Origin of the sequence: Staphylococcus capitis subsp. capitis (genome assembly GCF_040739495.1) — a bacterium.
Lineage (GTDB): Bacteria > Bacillota > Bacilli > Staphylococcales > Staphylococcaceae > Staphylococcus > Staphylococcus capitis.
The window spans coordinates 547,992-570,930 of record NZ_CP145263.1 but is presented as its reverse complement, the minus strand read 5'-3'; the positions used below and the strand labels follow the sequence as shown (position 1 = coordinate 570,930).

23 protein-coding genes are annotated in these 22,939 nt (G+C 31.5%); 9 read left to right on the top strand and 14 right to left on the bottom strand.

Annotation, left to right across the window (positions count from 1 at the left end; all coding sequences use genetic code 11):
- Window positions 1–74 precede the first annotated feature (74 nt).
- On the top strand, window positions 75–683 hold the full coding sequence (locus V6C74_RS02745) for a DNA-3-methyladenine glycosylase (protein WP_002453868.1): 609 nt from the start codon (window positions 75–77) through the stop codon (window positions 681–683).
- Window positions 684–728: 45 nt separating this feature from the next.
- Here the strand turns inward: V6C74_RS02745 and V6C74_RS02740 are convergent, their stop codons facing one another.
- The 3 genes from V6C74_RS02740 to V6C74_RS02730 are packed head-to-tail and all read right to left on the bottom strand — an operon-like array spanning window position 729 to window position 2,408.
- Window positions 729–1,535, bottom strand: coding sequence for a DUF4097 family beta strand repeat-containing protein (locus V6C74_RS02740; protein WP_002453869.1), 807 nt, complete (start codon window positions 1,533–1,535; stop codon window positions 729–731).
- On the bottom strand, window positions 1,532–2,092 hold the full coding sequence (locus tag V6C74_RS02735; protein WP_002453870.1) for a DUF1700 domain-containing protein: 561 nt from the start codon (window positions 2,090–2,092) through the stop codon (window positions 1,532–1,534). Before V6C74_RS02735 ends, V6C74_RS02740 begins: the two co-directional genes overlap by 4 nt.
- Window positions 2,085–2,408, bottom strand: coding sequence for a PadR family transcriptional regulator (locus V6C74_RS02730; RefSeq protein WP_016898615.1), 324 nt, complete (start codon window positions 2,406–2,408; stop codon window positions 2,085–2,087). The genes V6C74_RS02735 and V6C74_RS02730 overlap by 8 nt, the downstream gene beginning before the upstream one ends.
- A gap of 330 nt (window positions 2,409–2,738) precedes the next feature.
- Between V6C74_RS02730 and gltS the strand changes: the two genes are divergently transcribed.
- Window positions 2,739–3,947 carry a sodium/glutamate symporter gene (gene gltS, locus V6C74_RS02725; RefSeq protein WP_002453872.1) on the top strand — a complete coding sequence of 403 codons (1,209 nt, stop codon included), beginning with the start codon at window positions 2,739–2,741 and terminating at the stop codon, window positions 3,945–3,947.
- 129 nt (window positions 3,948–4,076) lie between these two features.
- On the opposite strand, the gene fni is transcribed toward gltS, so the two are convergent.
- Window positions 4,077–5,126, bottom strand: a complete 1,050-nt coding sequence (fni, locus tag V6C74_RS02720; protein ID WP_002453873.1) for a type 2 isopentenyl-diphosphate Delta-isomerase — start codon at window positions 5,124–5,126, stop codon at window positions 4,077–4,079.
- A 45-nt stretch (window positions 5,127–5,171) separates the two neighbouring features.
- Window positions 5,172–6,119, bottom strand: coding sequence for a magnesium/cobalt transporter CorA (gene corA / locus V6C74_RS02715; RefSeq protein ID WP_002453874.1), 948 nt, complete (start codon window positions 6,117–6,119; stop codon window positions 5,172–5,174).
- Window positions 6,120–6,226: 107 nt separating this feature from the next.
- Between corA and V6C74_RS02710 the strand changes: the two genes are divergently transcribed.
- Both V6C74_RS02710 and V6C74_RS02705 read left to right on the top strand, forming a co-directional pair.
- The gene (locus tag V6C74_RS02710; RefSeq protein WP_002453875.1) at window positions 6,227–6,703 is read left to right on the top strand and encodes a thioesterase family protein; all 477 of its coding nucleotides are present in this window, start codon (window positions 6,227–6,229) and stop codon (window positions 6,701–6,703) included.
- A gap of 2 nt (window positions 6,704–6,705) precedes the next feature.
- A complete protein-coding gene (locus V6C74_RS02705) occupies window positions 6,706–7,098 on the top strand; it encodes a hypothetical protein (protein WP_002453876.1) in 393 nt (130 codons plus the stop codon).
- Between the two features lie 51 nt (window positions 7,099–7,149).
- On the opposite strand, the gene V6C74_RS02700 is transcribed toward V6C74_RS02705, so the two are convergent.
- On the bottom strand, window positions 7,150–8,049 hold the full coding sequence (locus V6C74_RS02700) for an alpha/beta hydrolase (protein WP_002453877.1): 900 nt from the start codon (window positions 8,047–8,049) through the stop codon (window positions 7,150–7,152).
- Between the two features lie 217 nt (window positions 8,050–8,266).
- Here V6C74_RS02700 and V6C74_RS02695 point away from each other — a divergent pair, with 217 nt between their 5' ends.
- Window positions 8,267–8,905 (top strand): hypothetical protein, encoded by a 639-nt coding sequence (locus tag V6C74_RS02695; protein ID WP_002453878.1) that lies wholly within the window; start codon window positions 8,267–8,269, stop codon window positions 8,903–8,905.
- 173 nt (window positions 8,906–9,078) lie between these two features.
- Here V6C74_RS02695 and V6C74_RS02690 read toward each other — a convergent pair whose 3' ends face one another.
- Window positions 9,079–11,130 carry a DHA2 family efflux MFS transporter permease subunit gene (locus V6C74_RS02690; RefSeq protein ID WP_016898613.1) on the bottom strand — a complete coding sequence of 684 codons (2,052 nt, stop codon included), beginning with the start codon at window positions 11,128–11,130 and terminating at the stop codon, window positions 9,079–9,081.
- Between the two features lie 12 nt (window positions 11,131–11,142).
- A complete protein-coding gene (locus V6C74_RS02685; protein ID WP_002432737.1) occupies window positions 11,143–11,790 on the bottom strand; it encodes an HlyD family efflux transporter periplasmic adaptor subunit in 648 nt (215 codons plus the stop codon).
- 131 nt (window positions 11,791–11,921) lie between these two features.
- On the opposite strand from V6C74_RS02685, the gene V6C74_RS02680 reads away from it, so the two are divergent.
- Entirely contained in the window at window positions 11,922–12,473 is a 552-nt protein-coding gene (locus V6C74_RS02680; RefSeq protein WP_103175489.1) for a TetR/AcrR family transcriptional regulator, read from the top strand.
- A 90-nt stretch (window positions 12,474–12,563) separates the two neighbouring features.
- On the opposite strand, the gene V6C74_RS02675 is transcribed toward V6C74_RS02680, so the two are convergent.
- From V6C74_RS02675 to V6C74_RS02665, 3 genes are all read right to left on the bottom strand, one after another.
- On the bottom strand, window positions 12,564–13,787 hold the full coding sequence (locus V6C74_RS02675) for a multidrug effflux MFS transporter (protein WP_050783842.1): 1,224 nt from the start codon (window positions 13,785–13,787) through the stop codon (window positions 12,564–12,566).
- Between the two features lie 98 nt (window positions 13,788–13,885).
- Window positions 13,886–15,283 (bottom strand): zinc ribbon domain-containing protein, encoded by a 1,398-nt coding sequence (locus tag V6C74_RS02670; protein ID WP_002453882.1) that lies wholly within the window; start codon window positions 15,281–15,283, stop codon window positions 13,886–13,888.
- 280 nt (window positions 15,284–15,563) lie between these two features.
- On the bottom strand, window positions 15,564–16,019 hold the full coding sequence (locus tag V6C74_RS02665) for a MarR family transcriptional regulator (RefSeq protein WP_002453883.1): 456 nt from the start codon (window positions 16,017–16,019) through the stop codon (window positions 15,564–15,566).
- Between the two features lie 185 nt (window positions 16,020–16,204).
- Between V6C74_RS02665 and V6C74_RS02660 the strand changes: the two genes are divergently transcribed.
- Window positions 16,205–17,167 (top strand): YdcF family protein, encoded by a 963-nt coding sequence (locus V6C74_RS02660; RefSeq protein ID WP_002453884.1) that lies wholly within the window; start codon window positions 16,205–16,207, stop codon window positions 17,165–17,167.
- A 65-nt stretch (window positions 17,168–17,232) separates the two neighbouring features.
- Here the strand turns inward: V6C74_RS02660 and V6C74_RS02655 are convergent, their stop codons facing one another.
- Both V6C74_RS02655 and V6C74_RS02650 read right to left on the bottom strand, forming a co-directional pair.
- A complete protein-coding gene (locus V6C74_RS02655; RefSeq protein WP_002453885.1) occupies window positions 17,233–17,895 on the bottom strand; it encodes an ABC transporter ATP-binding protein in 663 nt (220 codons plus the stop codon).
- Window positions 17,895–18,950 (bottom strand): FtsX-like permease family protein, encoded by a 1,056-nt coding sequence (locus V6C74_RS02650; RefSeq protein WP_002453886.1) that lies wholly within the window; start codon window positions 18,948–18,950, stop codon window positions 17,895–17,897. The genes V6C74_RS02655 and V6C74_RS02650 overlap by 1 nt, the downstream gene beginning before the upstream one ends.
- A 132-nt stretch (window positions 18,951–19,082) precedes the next feature.
- On the opposite strand from V6C74_RS02650, the gene V6C74_RS02645 reads away from it, so the two are divergent.
- Together V6C74_RS02645 and V6C74_RS02640 are read left to right on the top strand one after the other, a co-directional pair.
- Entirely contained in the window at window positions 19,083–19,757 is a 675-nt protein-coding gene (locus tag V6C74_RS02645; protein WP_029625755.1) for a response regulator transcription factor, read from the top strand.
- Entirely contained in the window at window positions 19,750–21,117 is a 1,368-nt protein-coding gene (locus V6C74_RS02640; RefSeq protein WP_002453888.1) for a cell wall metabolism sensor histidine kinase WalK, read from the top strand. The genes V6C74_RS02645 and V6C74_RS02640 overlap by 8 nt, the downstream gene beginning before the upstream one ends.
- A 133-nt stretch (window positions 21,118–21,250) precedes the next feature.
- Here V6C74_RS02640 and V6C74_RS02635 read toward each other — a convergent pair whose 3' ends face one another.
- The gene (locus tag V6C74_RS02635) at window positions 21,251–22,729 is read right to left on the bottom strand and encodes a malate:quinone oxidoreductase (protein ID WP_002453889.1); all 1,479 of its coding nucleotides are present in this window, start codon (window positions 22,727–22,729) and stop codon (window positions 21,251–21,253) included.
- Window positions 22,730–22,939: the final 210 nt, after the last annotated feature.

Genomic DNA, 22,939 nt, shown 5'->3' with positions numbered 1-22,939 from the left:
ATATAATTAAATTTATTTCTCAATTTTAAAAGTCAAAAAGAATTCTTATTATAAATTTCTAAGGTGAGATCACAGTGGACTTTATTAATAAACAAACGATTCAAACAGCAAAAGATTTATTAGGGGTTAAAATCATATATCAAGATGAATACCAATATTATTCTGGTTACATTGTAGAAACTGAAGCCTACTTAGGTTTTAAAGACAAGGCTGCACATGGTTATGGTGGAAAGCAAACTCCCAAAGTCACCTCACTATACAAAAATGGTGGGACCATATACGCACATGTCATGCATACTCATTTATTGATTAATTTTGTTACTCGCACTAAGGGAGTTCCAGAAGGAGTACTCATTCGTGCAATTGAACCAGAAGACGGTATTGAAGCAATGAAAGCTAATCGTGGAAAAACTGGATATGAGATAACTAACGGTCCAGGTAAATGGACTAAAGCTTTAAATATACCAAGAGCTATCGATGGCTCAACATTAAATGATTGCAGATTATCCATAGATACTAAAAATAGAAAATTTCCTAAAGAAATAATTGAAAGTGGAAGAATAGGCATCCCAAATAAAGGAGAATGGACTGATAAACCCTTACGTTATACTGTCAGAGGAAATCCCTATGTATCACGAATGCGTAAATCAGACTTTCAAAACCCAGATCATACTTGGAAATAATTAGAAAGCGAGGAACTCGTTAAGAGCTTCCTCGCTTCTTTGTATTTAATTCACTTTAATATCTCCTGAATCATTAAATAATTGTAGTTTTTTACTACCATTACCTACTTTTTTATCTTTTAATTCCCTTAACCCTACATAAGAATCACCTGAATCATTATGTATTTTTAAAAGGGTATCTTTAGGCTTTTCTTTATAATGTAATGAAATATCTCCTGAATCATTTTTAATATTTGTATTTACATCAGGTTGCATTTTTTGCAAATTAATATCTCCTGAGTCATTGATCAATTTTATATGTTTTTTGGAATTAATATTTGATGTTGAAATGTCTCCTGAATCATTATTCACATAAAGCTGATCAAACTTACCTTTGTTAATTGATATATCAGCTGAATCAGCATTCAATTTTGCTTTTTCAACATTAATATTATTTACTTTTAAATCTCCATCATTCGCATTCACAGACAATTTATTAGTTTTTTTAGGAACTGTTATAGTGATATGATTTTCGACATTATTTAAAGGCCTAAAGTTAATCACTGATTCTTTAGTTTCTTCTTTAAGAATCCACTGTTTATCTTTAATGTAACTCTTAACTTTTACATTCTTATCATCACCTCTAGATGTTACTGAGAAGTGATTTCCTTTTTTGATTGTAACATCGCTCATGTCAGAATTGACTTCAATCGAGCGAATATCTTTTTTATATTTTTTTGAGAGATTTGTCGTTACTTTATCGTTGTAGCTATCTTCTTTTTCAAGTTTTTCTCCTTGTGCATACAGACCTATACCACATATAACAACTAAAGCAAAGCCAAAAATAAATAATGTGATAAGAAATTTCTTCATGACTGAACACTTCCTTTCACAACTGAGACATTCCATTTTAGATATTTCACAATCATAATATATATCCATTTAATAATATAAATAGTTATAACTACGACCATTAATCCAATGCCGAACATTAGTCCAGCCATAAAAACATCGTAAAGAATAATTGAACTAAAACCATCAATAAATCCTTTAACAATTAGCATTATTGGTGCACCTAGCATTGAAATAGTGAAGAGAATTAAAGATACAATTGCAAAAAAGATCATGACAGCGGGGAACAATATAATAAAGAAATTGAATAAACTGAGTCCCATAACTGCAATAATCGCAGAAAAAATATTACTTATTGAGCTATTACTTTTTGCTCTCTCGACCGCTGCAGTTGCTCTTAATTCTTTTGCAATAGATTTTGGATTACCTAGTTCTTGAGAAATCTGTTCTTCAGATTTCCCTTCTTGTTTTCCACTATAGAAATGTGTTTCATACTCATTTAGAATATCTTGCTTCTCATCATTATTGATATGTCCTAAATATCTCTTTAGTAACTTTAAATAATGATCTTTATTCATTTGCTTCACTCTCCTCTATAAATTGATTGACTGCTTTAGAGAATAAATCCCATTCATTTTTAAGTATGTCTAATCTTTCCAGCCCTTGTTCAGTAAGACTATAATACTTTCGAGATGGACCTTCTGATGATGGTTGATAATAAGTAGCAAGTTCTCCACTTTTGACTAAACGTCTTAACAATGGATACACAGTCCCTTCCGCAATAGTCATATAGCGTGAGATATTTTGAACTAAAGAATACCCATATTGATCTTCTTTTTTAATAATTAATAAGACAATTAACTCTAGAGCGCCCTTTTTAAATTGAGTGTTCATGTATCTACCTCCTTTTTGTATTATTCAGTATTGAACAATACACAGTAGTTGTTATAACTAATATAGCACCCACTACTATACATTGCAAGGTAATGATTATTAACATTATGTAAATCTAACGTGCATTTTTTAATTTATTGTTAAATTTACATTTAATTCAAATTAAAATGTTCTGAATACTAGATTTATATAAATAATATTATTTGATTTCCTAGATTTATTTAAATTCTACATGTATAATGGTTATTATGGCTTTTTATAACGCTTACATAATTATATAGATTAAGTATTAAACATAGGTTTTGGGACTACTTCTAAGGGGGCATTTTTATGATAGAGTTAGATGCAATCACAACCTTGTGTTTAGCATGTGTTCTATATTTAATCGGACAATCAATCATTAATCATGTATCGATATTAAGGAGAATATGTATACCTGCTCCAGTTATAGGCGGTTTACTCTTTTCAATTCTCGTAGCCATTCTTGATTCTTTACATATTGTTAAAATCAAACTCGATGCGTCATTTATACAAGATTTCTTTATGTTGGCCTTTTTCACTACTATTGGTTTAGGCGCATCATTAAAGTTGTTTAAAATTGGCGGTAAAGTCATGCTTCTTTATTTCATGTTTTGTGGAATCATGGCGATATGTCAAAATATTATAGGTGTATCTCTCGCTAAAATTTTAAATATCCAGCCTTTATTAGGGTTAACTGCTGGCTCTATGTCAATGGAAGGTGGACATGGTAATGCAGCTGCATACGGTAAAACAATCCAAGACATGGGTATTGATTCCGCTGTAACCGCAGCACTTGCTGCCGCAACACTAGGTCTTGTTTTTGGAGGATTAATCGGCGGACCAGTTGTTAAATACTTAATAAAACGATATAACCTTACTCCAGAACATCGTGATGAATCATATAAGAATTATGGTGAAGTAGAATATAACCAATCACTTCATAATAAATTTAAACCAACACAAATATTTTTCATTCAATTTACAATTCTAGTATTTTGTATGGCTTTAGGGACATATATCGGAGATACATTCACTCACATGACTGGCGTCAACATTCCTATGTATGTTGGTTCAATGTTTGTTGCCGTTATCATTCGAAATGTATCAGAATTTGCTGGATTAAATATTGTTGATTTAAAAATTAACGACCAAATTGGTGATATCTCACTTGGTATCTTTTTATCTTTAGCATTAATGAGTATTCAGCTTACCGAAATTTATTCACTCGCTATTCCTTTAATCATCATTGTATTGATACAAGTTGTCTTCATGGTACTATTCTCTATCTTCGTATTATTCAGAGGACTAGGTAAAGACTATGATGCTGCAGTAATGGTTGGTGGATTTATTGGTCATGGTTTAGGTGCGACACCTAATGCAATGGCTAACCTTGACGTTATTACTAAAAAGTATGGTAGCTCACCTAAAGCATATCTTGTAGTTCCTATAGTTGGTGCATTTTTAATAGATCTAATCGGCGTTATTATTGTAATGAGCTTTATACAATTCTTTAGTTAATACGTAACGTCTAATAGCATTAAAACAATCATGCATATAATTAAACTAAAAAAGGCTGAAAGAAAGCTTCGTAATGAAGCCTTCTTTCAGCCTTTAATTTATACTTTCGTACATTTTATATATTAAACTTTAGCCTCTGTGAATATCTAAGCCACGTTGTTCAATCCAAGAAAGTAGTTTAGGACTAAATACAATATCTTTGTGAGTAAGTGAATCAATATCTTTAGCATCTAACATCGTCATAATTTTTTTCATATGATTTAAGAAAGATTCTACATATTCAATCGTATTAGTAATACCTGATTGCTCTACTTGATTTAAAAATGGTCTAGACATACCAACAGCTTTAGCACCTAAGGCTAAACTTTTTACTGCATCTAAAGGTGTACGTAACCCACCACTTGCAAATACATTTAATTTATCTTGATAATCTGTACTTTCAAGTAGAGATTCAACTGTCGATTGCCCCCATTGGGTTAAGTAATCCATATCTTTATTTGAACGACGTTCATTTTCTATATCAACAAAATTCGTTCCACCACGACCACTTACATCTACATATTGAACGCCAATTTCAGCTAAAGACTTAAAGGTCTCTTTACTCATACCAAACCCAACTTCTTTAACAATTACTGGTACATCCACGCGATTCACAATAGCTTCTATATTATCCATCCAAGTTACAAATTCACGGTTACCTTCTGGCATAACCAATTCTTGTGGTGAATTCACATGAATTTGTAATGCCTGTGCCTCAAGTAATTCAACTGATTGTAACGCCTTTTCAACAGGCACATCTGCACCAACATTACTAAATATCATACCCTCAGGATTAGTCTGTCTTACAATGTTAAATGTATCTGCCATTTTAGGGTTTCTTAAAGCAGCATGTGTAGATCCCACCGCCATTGCTAGTCCAGTTTCTCTAGCGACTACTGCTAACTTTTCGTTAATTTGCTTCGTCCAATCACTGCCGCCCGTCATCGCATTAATATACACTGGGGATTGCATATCAAAGTGAGAAGTATGACTTGTTAAATCAACTTGATCGACATTAATGCTAGGAATGGAATGATGAACAAATCTTAATTTATCAAAATCAGATTGATGCGCATCATGTTGAGACATAGCAATTTCTACATGTTCATTTTTTCTTTGTTCTCTCAGTGAATCACTCATTGAAATACCTTCCTTTGTTTAAATTCAAATATTTTTGTTAAAGTTTTAGAACCATTTTTTCCTTTTGAAAAAGATGACTAAAACAATTGTTATCACAAGCATTACGCCTAAACATATAAAATAAGCATAATGCCATTTTAACTCTGGCATATAATCAAAGTTCATTCCATAAACACCAGCTATAAATGTTAAAGGTGAGAAAATAACCGATACAAGTGTGAGTATTTGCATAATACTATTCATTCTAAATGAGGTGAATGACTCATAATTTTCTCGAATTTCATTTGTCATTTCTTGAGCTGTTCTAATGACATTCCTCTGTTTAATAAGGTGGTCATCAATATGTTGAATGTACATTGAGTGTTTAGCATCTTTAATGATATTACCTTCACTCTTAATCGTATCAACAACTTCTTGCATTGGAAACATAACTCGTTTAATTTTAATCAAATCTGAACGTAACTGAAAAACGTTTTCCATCACATTCTTACTATAGCGATCATCAACATGACGAGCTTCAAAATTATAAACTTTATCTTCAATACCATATACGAAATCGAAATATTTATCTACCATACTATCAAGTATATGTATCACTATATCCGCGCAATCTAATTCTGAATCATGGTTTTCAGCATTATATTCGGCGACCCTCTTTAAAGATTGAAAAGGTTTATGATGATACGTGACAAGTATATTATTTTGAAGAAATACATTTAATGCGATGGGTGAATAATCTTTATCAATAATACTGTGAAAAATCATATATTGATATTCTTTATATTCTTTGTATTTAACTCGTGGTATACCTGTAATAGCATCATCAATTTCTAAATAGTTAAAATCGAATTTATTTCTTAGAAATTCATTTTCTTTATTTGAAGCATTTTCAAAATCATACCAAATAATTGTCGCATCACTAGGGACGTCTTGAATATTTGATACTTCCGTAAGAGGTTGTGTTAAAGATTGATATCTTACGGTCATTGTCATCTTACTTCCCCCTCCAATTATCTCAGTTACATTCTATCATGAAATCAATCACGTGTATGTGTTAATTTAATTTAGTAAGATAGAGTTATATTCAAGGGGGATAAGAGATGTCTAAAACATTTACTGTAACACGAAAAGTAACTGAAGATTTGATTGATAATAATAACCATATGCATGATGCATATTATAATGTAATTTTTAGCGATGTAATTAATGAGTTTAATTATAGTCATGGGCTATCTCTTAAAGAAAGAGAAGAAAGTCAATATACAGTATTTACAATAGAAGCACATACTACATATTTAGCAGAACTGTCTCTTGATCAGTCATTCACTGTAGAATTATACCTTTACGACTATGATTATAAACGTACGCACTTATTTTTAAGAATGTTGCATGAAGATGGAACTATAGCTGCTACAAATGAAGTAATAATGATGGGTATCGACAAGAATCAACGGCGCTCTGCACCATTTCCTGAGAAATATATGGAATTTATAGAAGCTTATGATTTAGAACAGGAAAAAATTGAGTGGCCTAAACAACTAGGACATCGTATTGGTATACCTAAGAAAGGAGAATAGTTATGCCTACTAGGAAACGTATAAAAAACGAGCTTATAGATTTGAAAGAAGACGTTAAATTTGAGTTGAGTGAGTTAAACAATCAGAAAGAATTAGTCATTAATGGGCCTGCATCTCAACTTTTTAAACGAGCAATTCATATGAGTTATTTACAAGGACAAAAGTTTTCGATTGATGAAATATTTACGCTTATTGATGAGAACCAAATCGATGAAGAATTTCTTATTCAATATAATAATTTTGAAAAATATGTTCAAGATCAAAACTTAGAAAAGAAATTTACTTTTAGTAATTTTACTGACATACCACGTCAATTTGATGATTTTATGGCATCTTTTTACTATTTAAAGGGACAAAATTTTATTGTCACACATATTAATTCGATAATAGAATAACCATAAAGAACAAGGACTTTGGTAGTTTGATTTAACCAAAGTCCTTGTTCTTTATTTCCGAATAGCCTTCGTAATTTGTTTGATGACTTTATGTGATTGTCTTATTGGATATAATGGAAAATCATGCACCATTTTTGGATATTCATTAAACTCAACAAATTGTCCATAGCCTTCTAGTAAACGTGCGAGCTCTTTCATATCAGGATTTTGTATTTCCTTACCTCCTCCATACATGTATACAGGAGGTAATCCTCTTAGCTCACCATAGAGTGGTGAAACACGTTTATCCGTTAATGGTAGACCATTAGACCATACTTTCATAAGTTCATTCACACCAAATCGACTTACTAATATATCTTCGTCTTCTAAGTCTTCGGTAATCATTTTATTTGATAGTGTCGCATCTAAAAGTGGTGAAATTAAGAATAGTTTACTTGGAACAGGTTCATTTTCCTCAATTAAGGATTGTACAAATCGCATAGCTAATCCGCCACCTGAACCGTCTCCCATGAGGACGATATGATCAACACCAACTTCAGCTACTAATTCATCATAAACTTCCTTAATCGCGTTGTATGTATCTTCTAGGTGAAATTCCGGCGCCTTAGGATAGATAGGTAGCACAACTTCATGTAATGTATTTAATGCTAATTTATCTAACAATCTCCAGTGGAATGGTGAGGGTTGCAATGTATTGTATCCCCCATGTAAATACAGAATTTTATTATTAGACTCATGTCTGAAATTAAATCTGAATACTTGCATATCCCCTAAAGATAATTTATCAAGATTTGCTTTTACATTTAATGATGAGGGTTGTTTATGTTTTTTACTATTTTCGTCTCTTCTTTTTTCTAAAAATTGCTCTACCTCATCGTCATTTTCGAAAAATATTGATCTGTTATGAAGTATATATTTATTGACTACTCTATTCATTAAACGATTTTTCATAGCTTGCTAGACCTACCTCTTTTCAAATTTTAAATTTATAAAACAATTTGTTTAAAGTGCTATATTCATTTTTCTAAAAAAGATATAATATTATATGAGTTAGATGAATCTTAAACCACTTTATGTGTGCGCGTATATGTCTTGAATAAAGCCAATTATAACAAACATAAAGTGAAAATGATAAATATAGGACAGCAAAATTAAAGGAGGCATCTTAGTGTCTGAACCTAATCAAAATCTAAGTAACTTCAACGCTCAATTTCATGAGCAAGAAATACACCGAGGCAAAAGATATGGGAAGAAAAAGCGTTCATGGGTTAGTATTATCATCCATCTGATCATACTCATTTTAACTGCTATAACAGGTTATAGTATGTTGAAACAACCTATTTTTAACCTTGCTTTTGCAAATAAAACAATTAATTTCCATGAAATTCAAAACTTCCAAGATACTCTAACTAAAATTGGTAATTTAAATATTAATTTGGGCAATATGGATGACTTACAAAAATCTATAGACAACCTCATAATGGTGTTTAATATATTCTTTATTCTTTGTTTAGTTAGCATGTTTATTACAGTAATTACAATTATTCTTAATAGAACATTATTGAAGATTTTTAATTTACTTATCCTAGCTGGCATGTTACTGATTACTTTGTATTTTAGCTATATTATTCATACGATTGCGCAAAAAATTTCTGAATCACTCAAACAATATTATCTAACTGTTTCTCCAGACCAAGTAATTAATGAAGCTGATGCAATACATAATGCACTCATTTTACTTGCTTGTAGTATTGCACTCTTATTCATTAGTTTATTCTTCCGTAATCGACTAGCACGTATAAGATAATGCAAAAGGCCAATCCATAACTTTTAATCAAGTTAAGGATTGGCCTTTTATTCGTGTTAATAATTTAATCCGTTCTCCTGCGCTCTCGCGCATGCATAAGAGCCACTAACAATCTTCCGATTGTAAGTGGCTCTAAGTGTCCCCACAACACATTTTTATCTCTTAATTAGTTTTTACTCTTGGTGAGCTGTTTTATCTTCTGCGTTAGCTTTTTTAGCTGACGCTTCTGCTTTTTTCTTACTTTGTAAGAATAAGCTTAAGATTAATGCGATAGCACTAATAACAGTAGCAATGATAAATGCATCATTAACACCTTCAACAGATGCAAGTTTATTAACATATTGTAATAACACTTTTAATGCACCTGATTCGCCACCATATTGTTGTGCTAATTCACGCATATGATCTTGGATAACAGGATTGGTTTTATCTAATTCATCCCCGAATGCTGCAACATGATTGGTTTGTTGAGTCGTCATTACTGTTACCAATATAGCTGTACCGATAGAACCTGCTAATTGTCTCATTGTATTAAAAAATGCGTTACCATGTGAGATCAATCGTGCAGGTAAAGCATTCATACCTGCTGTCATAATAGGCATCATAATAAATGCCATACCGAACGAACGCAATACATATATGCCCATAATATGAAGATATGGCGTTTCTAAGTTCAATTTACTTAATTCCCATGTAGCATAAGTCATAATACCGATACCAAAGATTGCTAAAGGTTTAATACCTATAGTATCTAATAGCTTACCAGCTATAGGACCTAAAGCACCCATGACTAAGGCACCCGGAAGCATGAGTAAGCCTGAGTCTAATGCTGAGAAGCCACGTAAATCTTGTAAATATAAAGGAAGTAAAATCATACCGCCATATAAACTCATCATTACAATCATATTGATAACTGTTGTAAGTGTATATGTTGGATATTTTAATACTTCAAGATTTAACATTGGAGCCTTCATTCTTAACTCTCTAATTACAAATAGAACAATGAAGATAATACCAATAACAAACATTGTTACAATTTCAGTCGAACCCCAGCCTTTATTACCAGCTTCAGAGAAACCGTATAATAAAGCACCGAAACCTATTGTACTATAGATAATTCCTGGTATATCGGCTTTAGGATTTGTGGTACGTTGGTAAAGTTTAAACCAAAACATACCTACAATAATTGCTACTAAACCGATAAAGAACATACCGTAGAACATGACGTTCCAATGATAGTTTTGAACGATATAACCTGATAGTGTTGGACCAATGGCTGGCGCTAAGATCATAGCTATTCCCATTGTACCCATTGCGACACCACGTTTTTCAGGTGGGAAAATCGTTACAATAACGTTAGAACCTAATGGCATTAAGATACCTGCACCAATGGCTTGTAACACACGTCCTCCCATCATAATTGGGAAGTTAAACGAAATCGCACAGACAAGTGAACCAATCGTAAAGAGCGCTAAGCCCACAATAAATAATTTTCTATACGAATATTTGTTAAATAAGAAAGCACTAATTGGAATTAAAATACCATTGACTAACATGAAACCTGTCATCAACCATTGTCCAGTTGATGCAGAAATATTAAATTCAGTATTAATTTTAGGCAATGCCACATTTAATAATGTTTGGTTTAAAATCGCAATAAACATACCAAATAACATTGCAGCTAAAATCTTACCTCTTGAAATACCTTTACCAAAAATGAAGTTAGATTCTTGGTTTTTAATCTTATCATTAACTCTACCTTCTACAGAATTAGGGTTAATAGGATTTAAAACTTCATCTGATTCTTCATTTGATTCTGTAGAATGATTATTTTGATTATCGTGTTTCTCTACGTTTTCTTCTTCATGTTGATCTGAACGACGTAAAGAACCAGGATAGTCATCATATATACTTTCTGAATGTGTTGCATTAGAAGATCTTTGATCTCCCTCTTTAGTAGATTCGAAGTGATGTTTTCTTTTATCTTCTTCGATATTATCAGAATGATTTCTGACACGACTTGAAGCATTGTTAGACTCAGATTGTTTATCTAGATCACTTGCTTTAAATTTAGATTGATAACTTTGATTCTTAGAATCCTTAGTCGAACGTTGTTCCGCTTTTTGACCTTTTGCTTTTTTCCTAGATTTAGAAAGAAAAACATTAATAAGACCAATAAGTATGAGCGCTATAACAATATAAATAATAATGAAGGTCGCTGTCATAAAATGACCCCCTTAATTTTTATGGATTTTAACTTCAGCGTTCATACCTGGAACAACATTTTTAGATGGTTCAGAATCTAGAGAAATTTTAACTGGAACTACTTGAGACACTTTAGTGTAGTTGCCGTCACTGTTTGATGAAGGCATTAATGAGAAACTAGCTGCAGTTGCTTCACCAACTTGTTCAACTTTACCTTTGATAGAAGCTTTTTGACCGTCGATATCAACGTCTACATCGTTTCCTTTTTCTACATCAGAAATGTCTTTTTCATCTACGTTAGCAGTAATGTATAAATCATCTAAATTGTATGCATAAGCGATTGGGTTACCAGCTTGAGCCATAGACCCTTCCATACCATCAGTTTTTACGATAGTACCTTTTTGAGGCATTTTGATGCTCATATCTTTAGATTGACCACCTTCACCTTGAGCTGAAACTTCAGCTACTTTATCACCTTTATCAAGTTTATCTCCTTGTTTAATATCAAGAGATTTAATTTGTCCTGAAGCTGGACTTGAGATTTTAATTTGATCTCCGTCTACTTTTGCGTTGTCAGTAGTTACGTAGCTAGTCGCATTGTTCCAGAACCAGAAAGCTAGAACACCTATAACTACTAAGACAATGATAGTAATGACATTCACTAATACCATTTTCTTCATGAATATATCCTCCTATTTGCTTTTAAAATTCACTTTATCTATTATAGAGATGTGAATCTAAAAATAACACCAACAATTTTTATAATTGTGTTGGATAAAAACTTATATAAAAAAATTAATCAGGTGAAACAATGAAGCAACGTGCTAAATATAAAATCATTCAAAGTCTTATTGAATTACTTGAAGAATACCCATTTGAGGACATTACTATCAAAATGATTTGTGCATATAGTAACGTAAATCGCTCAACTTTTTATGATCATTTTCAAGATAAATATCATTTATTAGAACGTATACAAAATTATCATCTCGATAAATATAAAGCTTTACTTAATTCTTTTTATCATGACTTTCATAGCATTAAGCAAGATCAAAAGAAAATGTATAAATTCTTTTTACTTGTTGCAAGTTATATCAAATGTAGGGAAGCCTTTTATAAAGCAACATTAATTACTCATCCTAATAAAGATATTGCTTTGGATTATATTAATGAAACTAGAGATTGTTATGAAAAGGTGATGAATAGATATGAAACCTCAATTCAGAATAAACACATGTTTGTTGTTTATTCTGTAGGAGGCCAAGCCGGTATTATTATCGATTGGTTACGACGTGGTTGTGTAGAGTCTCCAAAAGTCATAGCAGAAGTCTTACTCGCAAATACTATTAAACTGCAAAGGTAAACATTTAAAGCTAAACTGAAGGTGAAAAAAGTCTACTTCGAAGTTAATTATAACTCTGAAGTAGACTTAGATTAAATCATCTTAAACGGTTTAGCTTTTTTTAAATACGCGTCTATTTAAAAGTTGTAATATAATCAGAATTACCGCAGTTATAGCAATAATAATAATGTAGGGTGTTGGATCATTTTCCCCTTTAATACCTACGAGTGGTGACATCAGTCCACCTAATAATGTTTGAAATAGTCCAAGAAGACTTGAAGAACTCCCCTTTCCACTTTTACTTTCATCCATTGCAATAGAGAAACCAAGTGTTGCTACACCTGTTACAGGTGCTACAAGTATTACAAAGCCAAACGCTAATAACCAGAAATTCCAATGATTGATTAATGTCATACTTACTATGATGACACCTAAAATTTGGATTACAGTCATCATTCTAAGTATAGATTGTCTATCAAAGTAATCTACTAACTTACCGGTCAGTTGACTTGAAATAATTAAAGTAATACCTATGGATGCAAACATGATACTAAACTGTAAAGGCGAAAATCCATATATTTTTTGAACAATAAATGGTGAGGCTGAAATGTAAGTGAATAATAAAACAAATGACACACCTTGTATCAACATAGGTAATACAAATCTTGGTGTAGCAAATAAATCTTTAAAGTTCTTAAACATTGTGCCAATGTTGCTATTAACACGGTGTTCATTTTCAAGGGATTCTGGAACTTTGAAGAGTGTTCCTATGAACATAAGTAAACCGAAAATGGTCAATATAATAAAGACCATTCTCCAACCAGTAAAACTTAGTATCAATCCCCCAAGTGCTGGTGCGATAACTGGTGCAACACCGTTAACTAACATTAGAAGTGATAAGAATTTGGTTAAATCATTTCCTGAGTATTTATCACTTGCCACTGCTCTGGATATGACTGCACCTGCCCCACCAGTTAGACCTTGTATAAGACGTAATATAATCATCACCCAAATATTCGTAACAAAAATGATTACTAAACTTGCCAGCGTGAAAATAACCATCGCAATAAGAAGAGGCTTTTTACGACCTTTAGAATCGGAAATAGGACCAGCAAACAAGTTACCGAATGCTAATCCCACCATGAAAAATGAAATTGTTAATTGAGCATTTGATGCTGTTGTATGAAAATCATTCTTAATGTTAGGTAGACCTGGTAAGAACATGTCAATTGACAATGGACCTATAGCAGTAAGTGCACCTAAAATGATGATAAATAATAGGGAATTGCGATGTTTGGGTTGTGATTGCTCCAAAGTGAAGCCTCCTTTATACATTTAAAAGGAAATCAAGCTTTTTTCTTAAGCTTTTCCTGATAATTAATTATATTACTAAATAGCTATAATAAAAGCCAAATGCATTTTGCATTTGGCTTTTATTCATCACCTTTTGTGAGTTGCATATTACTATTATCAGAGTCAATTTCTAGTTCATAGTCTTTGTTAACAAAGTTACCTGAGTTATCAATTTGTTGAATCGTGGTTTTAATTTTATCTCCGCTTCTACTCGCACTTATTACTTGTGGTGATAGCATTGAAACAGTTGTATGATTTGCAAAGTTATTTTTCATTTGTTTATATATAGAAGAATTCTTTTTAAAATAACTTGATATAAAATCAAAATTATTCATATTAAAAGCTGAATTAATCGCCATTGAGTAACCACTGAAGAACTCCGTTAATTTATTTTTGAGACTGTTCTCTTCTTTTTCTTTTTTCTCAACATAACTGTTGATTTTATCACTTTCAAAATTTAACGTCACAGTCGTATTATTTTTTAAATCATCAGCACTAATTGTTTTGGTTTCTGAACTAAATTTTCTACCTTTTGCTTTACCTGTGGCAGATATAGTAATATCTTTCGTTTTCGGATATGGACCATACTCTTTAGAATTGGAGTATGACATTTCACGATCATTAATTTTTACTTTTTCTGAACTATCACTTAATTTACTTGCACCTTTTAATTTGATATTTAAATAGGTTTGATCAAAATCTTCCGAAGCTTCTACTGTCTCAGAACTACTTTCTCTAAAATCAAAATTTAAATAGCCATTGAATGTACCATTCTTAGTAATCTTTTTAGCAGACATGTGATAAGTACCCGGTATGAAATCACCTAATGGTGTATTCTTGTGTGCATCTGCAATGACAGTTTTGCGTTTACCACCTGTTTTAAATTCATATTTTGTTTCTTCTTTAGGTTTAATAATTGGTTGTTTCGTAGGTGCAGTAAAGCTCATATTATCAAAGAATAAATATCTCGTACCATTTTTACTAATTCTCAGTACGTCTTGACCACTTCTCGTTTGGATATACGATGCGACACTTGAATTATTTTTATTCAATTTGTCCACTGTCTCTCGAATATTACTAATAAAACTTTTCATACCTACTTCGTTTTTAATATATTTAATATATTCTTTCGCCTCATCTGGATCTACTTTATTATCTTTAGTACTTAATAAAGTTGCTACTTTTTGCGTATCATTATTATCTACTGCATTAACAAGAATCTTAGCTTGTGCATCTGGAGAATTAAAGTTCTTTAATAGGAAAAATAAAACCACAATAAGTATTAAAATAAAAAAGACGATTCCTAGTGGAACAATTCTACGTAATTTGAGGTTCGTAGCGTTATTATTTTGCGATTGAGATGATTGCTGTTTAGTTTTATTTTTTCTTTTCTTATCTCTTGATAATGATTGCCCACAATTTGGACAGCTTTCATTATCACCACTAACTGTATGTCCACAGTTTGGGCATTGATTCATTATATCACCTCTTATTCCCACACTACATTCACTTAATTTTTATATTATATAATTATTTTATCCACCTGGTTTATTTTACAGATTTTGATTTGAAATTACAATTTCTAATATATGTAGTTTTCATTTTATTTTAATTAAAAAGCATTTACGCACTTATTCGAATTATATTAATAAAACAGCTTAAGTTAAATACATAATTAGTCCTAAATACTTAAAATAATTTACACTTTTCATTATATTCCTATCAATGATTCAGTGTATAGTCTAATTCTCAGAATATTTATAATTTAGAATTAAACGATTTGATACGATGATCAATGACCTCTAAAACATGTCTAACTTTTTCTATTTCCTCTGTTGAGAAATCACTTGTCATATCATTAGCAATATTACTTATGATTGCTTTTCTTTTTACAATATATTCTTTGCCTTTTTCTGACAAAATTACAATTTTTAAGCGTTGGTCAGTATTGGCATTTGTTTTTTCAAGTTTAACTAAGTCAGCATCTAATAATTTTTTAACTCTTCTACTTACTGCTGCTTTATTGACGCCTTGTTTTTCAGTAATTTGACTCACTGTTAATGATTCATTACTTAACATATTCAACACATTAGATTGCTCTATAGAAATGCCATATTCAATTTGTAAATCTTTAAGTAGCTTTGCAGTTAATGTATTTACGTCATTTATGAATTTTTCCAAAAAAATGATATGATCTTCTATTCGTCTTACCATGTAGAATCTCCTAATTTATTTTATCTATTTATATAAAAAAATTATTTTTCATACTTTTAAATAATAGCAAGAATACTATCAAATTGAAACCTCTAATGAGCTCACGTATTTTATAGCTAAAAGATTGCTAATTATGAATAGCTAGTCTACATTATATATACAATAAATGTAGAGGTAATCCATTCATGATATCAATTATTCTAACAATCATTGCTTTTATCCTTATTGCATCTTTGTATGTCAATCAACCACTCACTCTTAATTTAAGAGCTTATATTTCTACTATTATTATCGGATTTATCATTACAATTTATCATTTAATTCATTTAACTATTCCGTATGATTTAACAAGCTTAATGTTGATTGCTTCATTATTCATTCTCATTAAACATCGACATTTATTTAACTTTAAACGTGGACGTCTATTTTTGAAACACATGTTTATTTACCTTTATCGCATCATATTATTGCTATCAGCATGTATATATATCAGTACGGTAGAGATCCCAATTATTAATGGATTGGCCTTATGGTTCGCCACCATCGCTTATAGTACTACATTCGCTTTTATTTGTTATATTTCTTGGTCATCAGCTTATGGTAGTCATTTATGTTCTAAAAATGTAGACCTAATTATGGTACTAGGAGCAGGTATTTTTACAGAGGAAGTCACTCCTATGCTTGCTGAACGGTTAAATTGCGCAATCAAAGTTTATGAATCTCAAAAGCATTCTCCATATATGTTAGTAAGTGGTGGGCAAGGTCCCGACGAACCCATTACTGAGGCGCTAGCAATGAAACGCTATCTCATTGCGAAGGGTGTGCCGGAGAAACGTATTCTAATGGAAGCACAATCTACTAATACGTATACCAATTTTCTATATTCAAAGCCAATCATAGAAGAACATTTTGGAAGACGGGCACAATTCTTATGTGTTACAAGCCAATTCCATATTTTAAGATCATTGCGTCTTGCTAATAAAGTAGGTTTAGAATTCTATGGTCTCGGGAGCCATACACCCTATCATTTTTTCAGTATAGCGCTTATCAAGGATTTTTTAGGATTAATGTATCAATATAAAGTAATTCTAACTATTTATTTTGCGATTATCTTTTGGGTAAGTCTTATACGCATGATCATCGTCTAAGAAATGAATAAGCGAGATAACGAAAACTACTAATCAAGTAGACTAACGTTACCTCGCTCTTTTTATTAGTTGATTATTTTACCGTCATAAAGTTCTATAACACGGTCTGCATATTTAAATAAACTTTCATCATGTGTAATCATTATACCAATCATACGTTTTTCACTAATCTGTTCTTTAATCATTGCTACGACATCTCTAACTCTCTTTGCATCTAAACTTGCGGTAGGTTCGTCAGCTAGTATGATTTTAGGATGATTCATAAACGCTCTCATAATCGCTACACGTTGTTTTTCTCCACCTGATAACATATAGGGATAGCTTTTCACCCTATGTGTTAAACCAATCTCATCAAGTAATTCATTAGCCCGTAACTTTGCTTCTCTTTTAGACATTCCCGCTTCTTTACCAACAGTGATCAGTTGTTCTTCTACAGTGAGGTACGGAATGAGATATGACGCTTGAAATATAAAGCCGATGTCGTTGAGCCTCATTTTAGTATTGTTGTTGTTATTAAATAAAGGGCTTTCTTCATAGATGAGTTTACCAGATGTAGGTGATAATAAACCACCTAGTATCGTTAATAATGTAGTTTTACCGGAACCAGAAGCACCATTTAAGATAACGAATTCTCCATCCTGAACTTCAAAATTGATTCCTTTTAAAACTTGCGTTTCAGATTCATTTTCTCCAAAAGTTTTAACAATATTATCTACCATTAATGTCATTATTCATTTCCCCCTATCGCTTCTATCGGATCAATTTTTAAAAGTTTAATGAACGAGAGTGACGCGCCAATTAAACCAACGAATAAAAATATTATTAATACAACTAACATGTTGCTCACTTCTAAATGAAATGGCATTGTAACCGGTAAAATTTGATTTATTAATATAATTAAAGCTTCAGATATAATTACACCAATCAGAGTAATTACTGAAATTTGAACGATTAATGAAATAAGTAAATGTGGTGTGGAAATGCCTATAGCTTTAAGTATTCCTATCTCGGAAATTTTCTGTATCGTCATTACATAAAAGAATGCGCTTAATACTATTGCTGTGATAATAAATAAACTATAAATCATCATTTTCAATGGACTTTGCTCAGCTTTGTAGCTAGCAATATGATTCGTTAATTCTTGTGCTTTTACATGTTGCACACCTTTAATTGAATTGATTTCATGCTTCTGTTTACTAGATAAATGACTCAATGAATAAAATGAAGCCACACCATTATTTTTATTTTGAAATACGTTTTGATTCATAAGAATCACATTACTATGTGAATACATAGCATCTTTAAGAATTCCTACGACTTTATATGGCTTACCTTCTTTTGTGAACTTCACTTTATCTCCTTTTTTAATCCCTTTTGCGATAAGTTTTTCATTCACTACAATTTCATTTTTATGATTTGGGTATGTTCCAGATTTTAGATTAAATTTATTTTCGGTCGTATAGTTTAATGCAACGACATTTTCTTCATTACCTTTTATATTTAAAGTTTTTGACATCATTTTTATTGGTTGCTCGTTAACGATTTTGCTTATTTTAAATTGTTGTTTAGAGTTTAATGAAGATTTTTCTAGTTGTGGTTCCTTCATTTTCTGAATAATAAATTGGTTCCCTTTGAGGTGATCAAATAGAGAAATGTTTTCCCTGGCTAGTCCTTGAGCCAACCCACTGATAAATAAAACCATCGTAGACATTAAAAATACGATAAGCATTATAAGTATAAATCTGAATTTATAAAATTTAATTTCTTTCCATGCTAAATTCATTTATAGTCACTCCTTTATCTTTGTCACCAAAATTTTAAGAAGTGAATGTGAACTGAATATGAACGAACTTCGATATGTTAAATTAAAATTGGAAATAGTATAATAAATAAAAAACTTAGGAGCGAAAAGATGATGGTGAGCTGTTTAGTTGTTGATGATGATCGAAAAATATTAGATTATGTAAAATCTCATCTAATAAATGAACATTTTGAGACACACGCTTTTTTAAGTGGTGAGGAGGCACTTCATTTTCTTGAAAAAGAGAATGTCGACATAGCTATCGTTGGTATTATGATGAATGGCATAAATGGTTTCGAATTATGTAAAACTTTAAAAGAGGATTATGATATACCCGTTATTATGTTAACGGCAAGAGACGCTTTAAGTGATAAAGAACGTGCTTTCTTAAGCGGGACAGATGACTATGTAACTAAACCATTTGAGGTGAAAGAATTACTATTTAGAATCAAAGCGGTGTTAAGAAGTTATCAAATTAATGCTGAGTCTGAACTTAAACTTGGAAATTTAACACTCAATCAACCATATATGGAGATAAGCGTTGATGCTAAAACGATAAATCTTCCTAATAAAGAATTCCAATTATTATTTTTATTAGTGTCTAATCCAAAACACATTTTTACTCGAAATGACATCATTGAAAAGATTTGGGGCTTTGATTATGAAGGAGATGATCGCACTGTTGATGTACACATTAAAAGACTACGTCAAAAGTTGTCTAGATTAGGTGCATCAATTTCAATACATACGGTCCGTGGACAAGGGTATAAGGTGAATCAAGATGTTTAAAACACTTTATTCTAGAATTGCAATCTATACTATCACAGTGATACTTTTTAGCGCCTTTATAAGCTTTGTCCTTACAAATATCTATTATCATTTTAATTTAAAAGCCTCTAATGATGCTAAAATCATGAAAACCTTAGAAGAAGCACGCAATTATGAAAACGCACAAAACACTCAATCACTCTCCTCTTATTTTAAACATTTGGGAGATATGAATTATCAAATACTTACTGTAGATAATCATGGTACAAAACATTTTTATGGAGAACCATTCCGTCGAGATACATTACCACAATCTGCTATTCAATCTGTAATGAATGGTAAAAATTATCACGGTATTAAAAATAAGCCATTTGAATTATTTGTCACAGGTTTTTTCGATAATGAAACGGATAACACGGTAGGCTTACGCTTTAAATCTAACGATAAACCAGTTGCAGTATTTATGCGTCCTGATATTGGTGAAACATTTAGTGAGTTTAGAATATTTTTAGCCGTGTTACTTGGGCTATTACTTGTCATCTCAATTTCATTAGTTATTGCTTCTACGTATTCAATTATTAAACCCGTTTCTACTCTGAAAAGTGCAACCTATAGACTGATGAAAGGCGATTTTCAAACTCCTATCAATCAAACACGTCAAGATGAAATTGGCACCTTACAATCAAGGTTTGATACAATGCGCAAACGTTTAGGACAAGTAGATGAAATGAGACAACATTTTGTCCAAAATGTATCTCATGAAATCAAAACTCCACTGACACACATTCAAAGTATATTAACTCAACTACAATTTTCTAAAAGTAAAGAAGAAAGACAAATGCATGTTAATGAGCTATTTAATATTACTACTCAAGTCAGTGATTTAACGCAAGAACTATTATTACTATCTGAATTAGATAACGCAGAACATTTAACTTTAGATAAGCGCATCCACTTAAATGATTTAATTAAAGATATTGTTAGACACGAGCAATTCCATATTGAAGAAAAAGATTTAGTAATTATGACAGAATTAGATGAGGTATATTTCCTAGGAAATGAAAGACTCATTCATCAAGCGTTAAGCAATCTTATCATTAATGCCATTAAATACACCCCACAATATGGCTTAATCCAGATACATCTATCAATAGAAGCATCCAAGATTATTTTTACCATCGAAAATGAGGGCACAGTCAGAGATAAAGATATGTCTCACATTTTCGAAAGATTTTATAAACTAAACAATGATCAGAGTAGTAATGGTTTAGGTCTCGCAATTACAAAGTCCATCGTAGAATTGCACAATGGTACTATTTCTGTTCAATCTAACGACGCTACAATCTTCACAATTCAATTACCAATTAAAAACACTGTATAAACTAACTCCTAACCATGTTTTAGTTTATACTTTATCTTCATAAAAAAGGCTCTAAGATGATTTCAAGTTTGAAACCATCTTAGAGCCTTTGTTTTTAATTGACTTACTTTATCATTAACTTAGCTTCTACAAATTATTTAACATTTAAATACTTTGTAATTTCTTTATTTACAGCATGGTATACATCTTCATGTTCTGAGAGTTTCAAGCCAAATGAAGGTACCATTTCTTTGATTTTAGATTCCCAATCACTAAATTCTGATTGATAACAGCGTTGTAATACATCAAACATAATATCTACTGCTGTTGACGCACCTGGTGAAGCACCTAGAAGAGCTGCTAGTGTACCATCTTCAGAAGTAATAACTTCCGTACCAAACTGTAGGTTACCTTTAGATTTATCAGTATCTTTAATCACTTGAACACGTTGTCCTGCAGTAATTACTTCCCAATCCTCGTCTTTAGCTTCAGGGAAGAACACACGTAAGTCATCAATACGTTCTTCATTAGATAACATTAATTGAGATACAAGATATTTAGTTAAATTAAACTCTTTAACACCTGCACTTAACATCGTTACTATATTATTTGGTTTAACAGATTTAATTAAATCTAAATATGAGCCAGTTTTTAAGAATTTAGGTGAGAAACCTGCGAAAGGTCCAAATAATAAAGAACGTTCGCCGTTAACAAAACGTGTATCTAAGTGAGGTACAGACATTGGAGGTGCACCCACCTCTGCTTTACCATACACTTTTGCATGATGCTGTTTAATAACATCAGGATTTTTACATCTTAAGAATAATCCACTTACTGGGAAACCGCCAATGTGTTTAGATTCTTTAATACCTGTTTTTTGTAATAAAGGTAAACTAGCGCCACCAGCACCGATAAATACAAATTCCGTTTCATAATTTGTTATTTGACCAGATGTTAAATCTTTAATAACAACATTCCAATTACCATTATCCTGTTTCTTAATGTCTTGAACTTCATGCTTATAATTCACTTCGACATGTTTCTCTTGTAAATTGCTAATTAATTTTTTCGTTAAAGCACCAAAATTCACGTCTGTCCCTGTTTCATCATAAGTGATAGCAATAGGCTCTTCTGACTTACGCCCTTCCATCATTAATGGTACCCATTTCTTAATTTTTTCAGGATCTTCAGAGATTTCCATTTTTTCGAAAAGAAGATTCTTTTGAAGACTATCTACACGACTTTTCAAGAAACGCACATTATTTTCGCCCTTAACAAAACTCATGTGTGGTACAGATTGGATAAACTTACCTGGGCTATCTAATTGACCCGTACGTACTAAATACGTCCAAAACTGTTTAGACACTTGGTATTGTTCATTAATCTTTATCGCTTTAGTGATATCAACTGAACCATCTTTACCTTCTTTAGTATAATTCAGCTCGCATAATGCTGAATGCCCTGTACCAGCGTTATTCCAAACGTTTGAACTTTCCTCACCAGGTTGGTCCAATCTTTCAAATAATTTAATTTCTTTCTCAGGTGATAATTCTTTAAGTAATGTTCCTAATGTTGCACTCATAATGCCGCCACCAATTAAGATGACATCTGTTTTGCTATGTTGTGTACTCATAACAAATACAGTCCCCCTTTTCAATGAATAAATGGAACGATTGACTCTAATGGATTTGTTTTAATATAGATTTCTATATTAAAGCGCTTTCTAAACCTATAAAAAATATATCCCAAGAGTTATTTAAGGAAGACTTGATTCTCCCTCATCATAACCATTGATTAAACTAGTTTAATTATATACTATAAATTGCTATTCACAAAAGGATAA

Bases quoted from the DNA above. Each gene is read 5' to 3' on its own strand.
- V6C74_RS02740 (WP_002453869.1), bottom strand. From the start codon at position 1,535: ATGAAGAAATTTCTTATCACATTATTTATTTTTGGCTTTGCTTTAGTT.
- V6C74_RS02735 (WP_002453870.1), bottom strand. From the start codon at position 2,092: ATGAATAAAGATCATTATTTAAAGTTACTAAAGAGATATTTAGGACAT.
- V6C74_RS02730 (WP_016898615.1), bottom strand. From the start codon at position 2,408: ATGAACACTCAATTTAAAAAGGGCGCTCTAGAGTTAATTGTCTTATTA.
- gltS (WP_002453872.1), top strand. From the start codon at position 2,739: ATGATAGAGTTAGATGCAATCACAACCTTGTGTTTAGCATGTGTTCTA.
- fni (WP_002453873.1), bottom strand. From the start codon at position 5,126: ATGAGTGATTCACTGAGAGAACAAAGAAAAAATGAACATGTAGAAATT.
- corA (WP_002453874.1), bottom strand. From the start codon at position 6,119: ATGACAATGACCGTAAGATATCAATCTTTAACACAACCTCTTACGGAA.
- V6C74_RS02710 (WP_002453875.1), top strand. From the start codon at position 6,227: ATGTCTAAAACATTTACTGTAACACGAAAAGTAACTGAAGATTTGATT.
- V6C74_RS02705 (WP_002453876.1), top strand. From the start codon at position 6,706: ATGCCTACTAGGAAACGTATAAAAAACGAGCTTATAGATTTGAAAGAA.
- V6C74_RS02700 (WP_002453877.1), bottom strand. From the start codon at position 8,049: ATGAAAAATCGTTTAATGAATAGAGTAGTCAATAAATATATACTTCAT.
- V6C74_RS02690 (WP_016898613.1), bottom strand. From the start codon at position 11,130: ATGACAGCGACCTTCATTATTATTTATATTGTTATAGCGCTCATACTT.
- V6C74_RS02685 (WP_002432737.1), bottom strand. From the start codon at position 11,790: ATGAAGAAAATGGTATTAGTGAATGTCATTACTATCATTGTCTTAGTA.
- V6C74_RS02680 (WP_103175489.1), top strand. From the start codon at position 11,922: ATGAAGCAACGTGCTAAATATAAAATCATTCAAAGTCTTATTGAATTA.
- V6C74_RS02675 (WP_050783842.1), bottom strand. From the start codon at position 13,787: ATGTATAAAGGAGGCTTCACTTTGGAGCAATCACAACCCAAACATCGC.
- V6C74_RS02670 (WP_002453882.1), bottom strand. From the start codon at position 15,283: ATGAATCAATGCCCAAACTGTGGACATACAGTTAGTGGTGATAATGAA.
- V6C74_RS02665 (WP_002453883.1), bottom strand. From the start codon at position 16,019: ATGGTAAGACGAATAGAAGATCATATCATTTTTTTGGAAAAATTCATA.
- V6C74_RS02660 (WP_002453884.1), top strand. From the start codon at position 16,205: ATGATATCAATTATTCTAACAATCATTGCTTTTATCCTTATTGCATCT.
- V6C74_RS02655 (WP_002453885.1), bottom strand. From the start codon at position 17,895: ATGACATTAATGGTAGATAATATTGTTAAAACTTTTGGAGAAAATGAA.
- V6C74_RS02650 (WP_002453886.1), bottom strand. From the start codon at position 18,950: ATGAATTTAGCATGGAAAGAAATTAAATTTTATAAATTCAGATTTATA.
- V6C74_RS02645 (WP_029625755.1), top strand. From the start codon at position 19,083: ATGGTGAGCTGTTTAGTTGTTGATGATGATCGAAAAATATTAGATTAT.
- V6C74_RS02640 (WP_002453888.1), top strand. From the start codon at position 19,750: ATGTTTAAAACACTTTATTCTAGAATTGCAATCTATACTATCACAGTG.
- V6C74_RS02635 (WP_002453889.1), bottom strand. From the start codon at position 22,729: ATGAGTACACAACATAGCAAAACAGATGTCATCTTAATTGGTGGCGGC.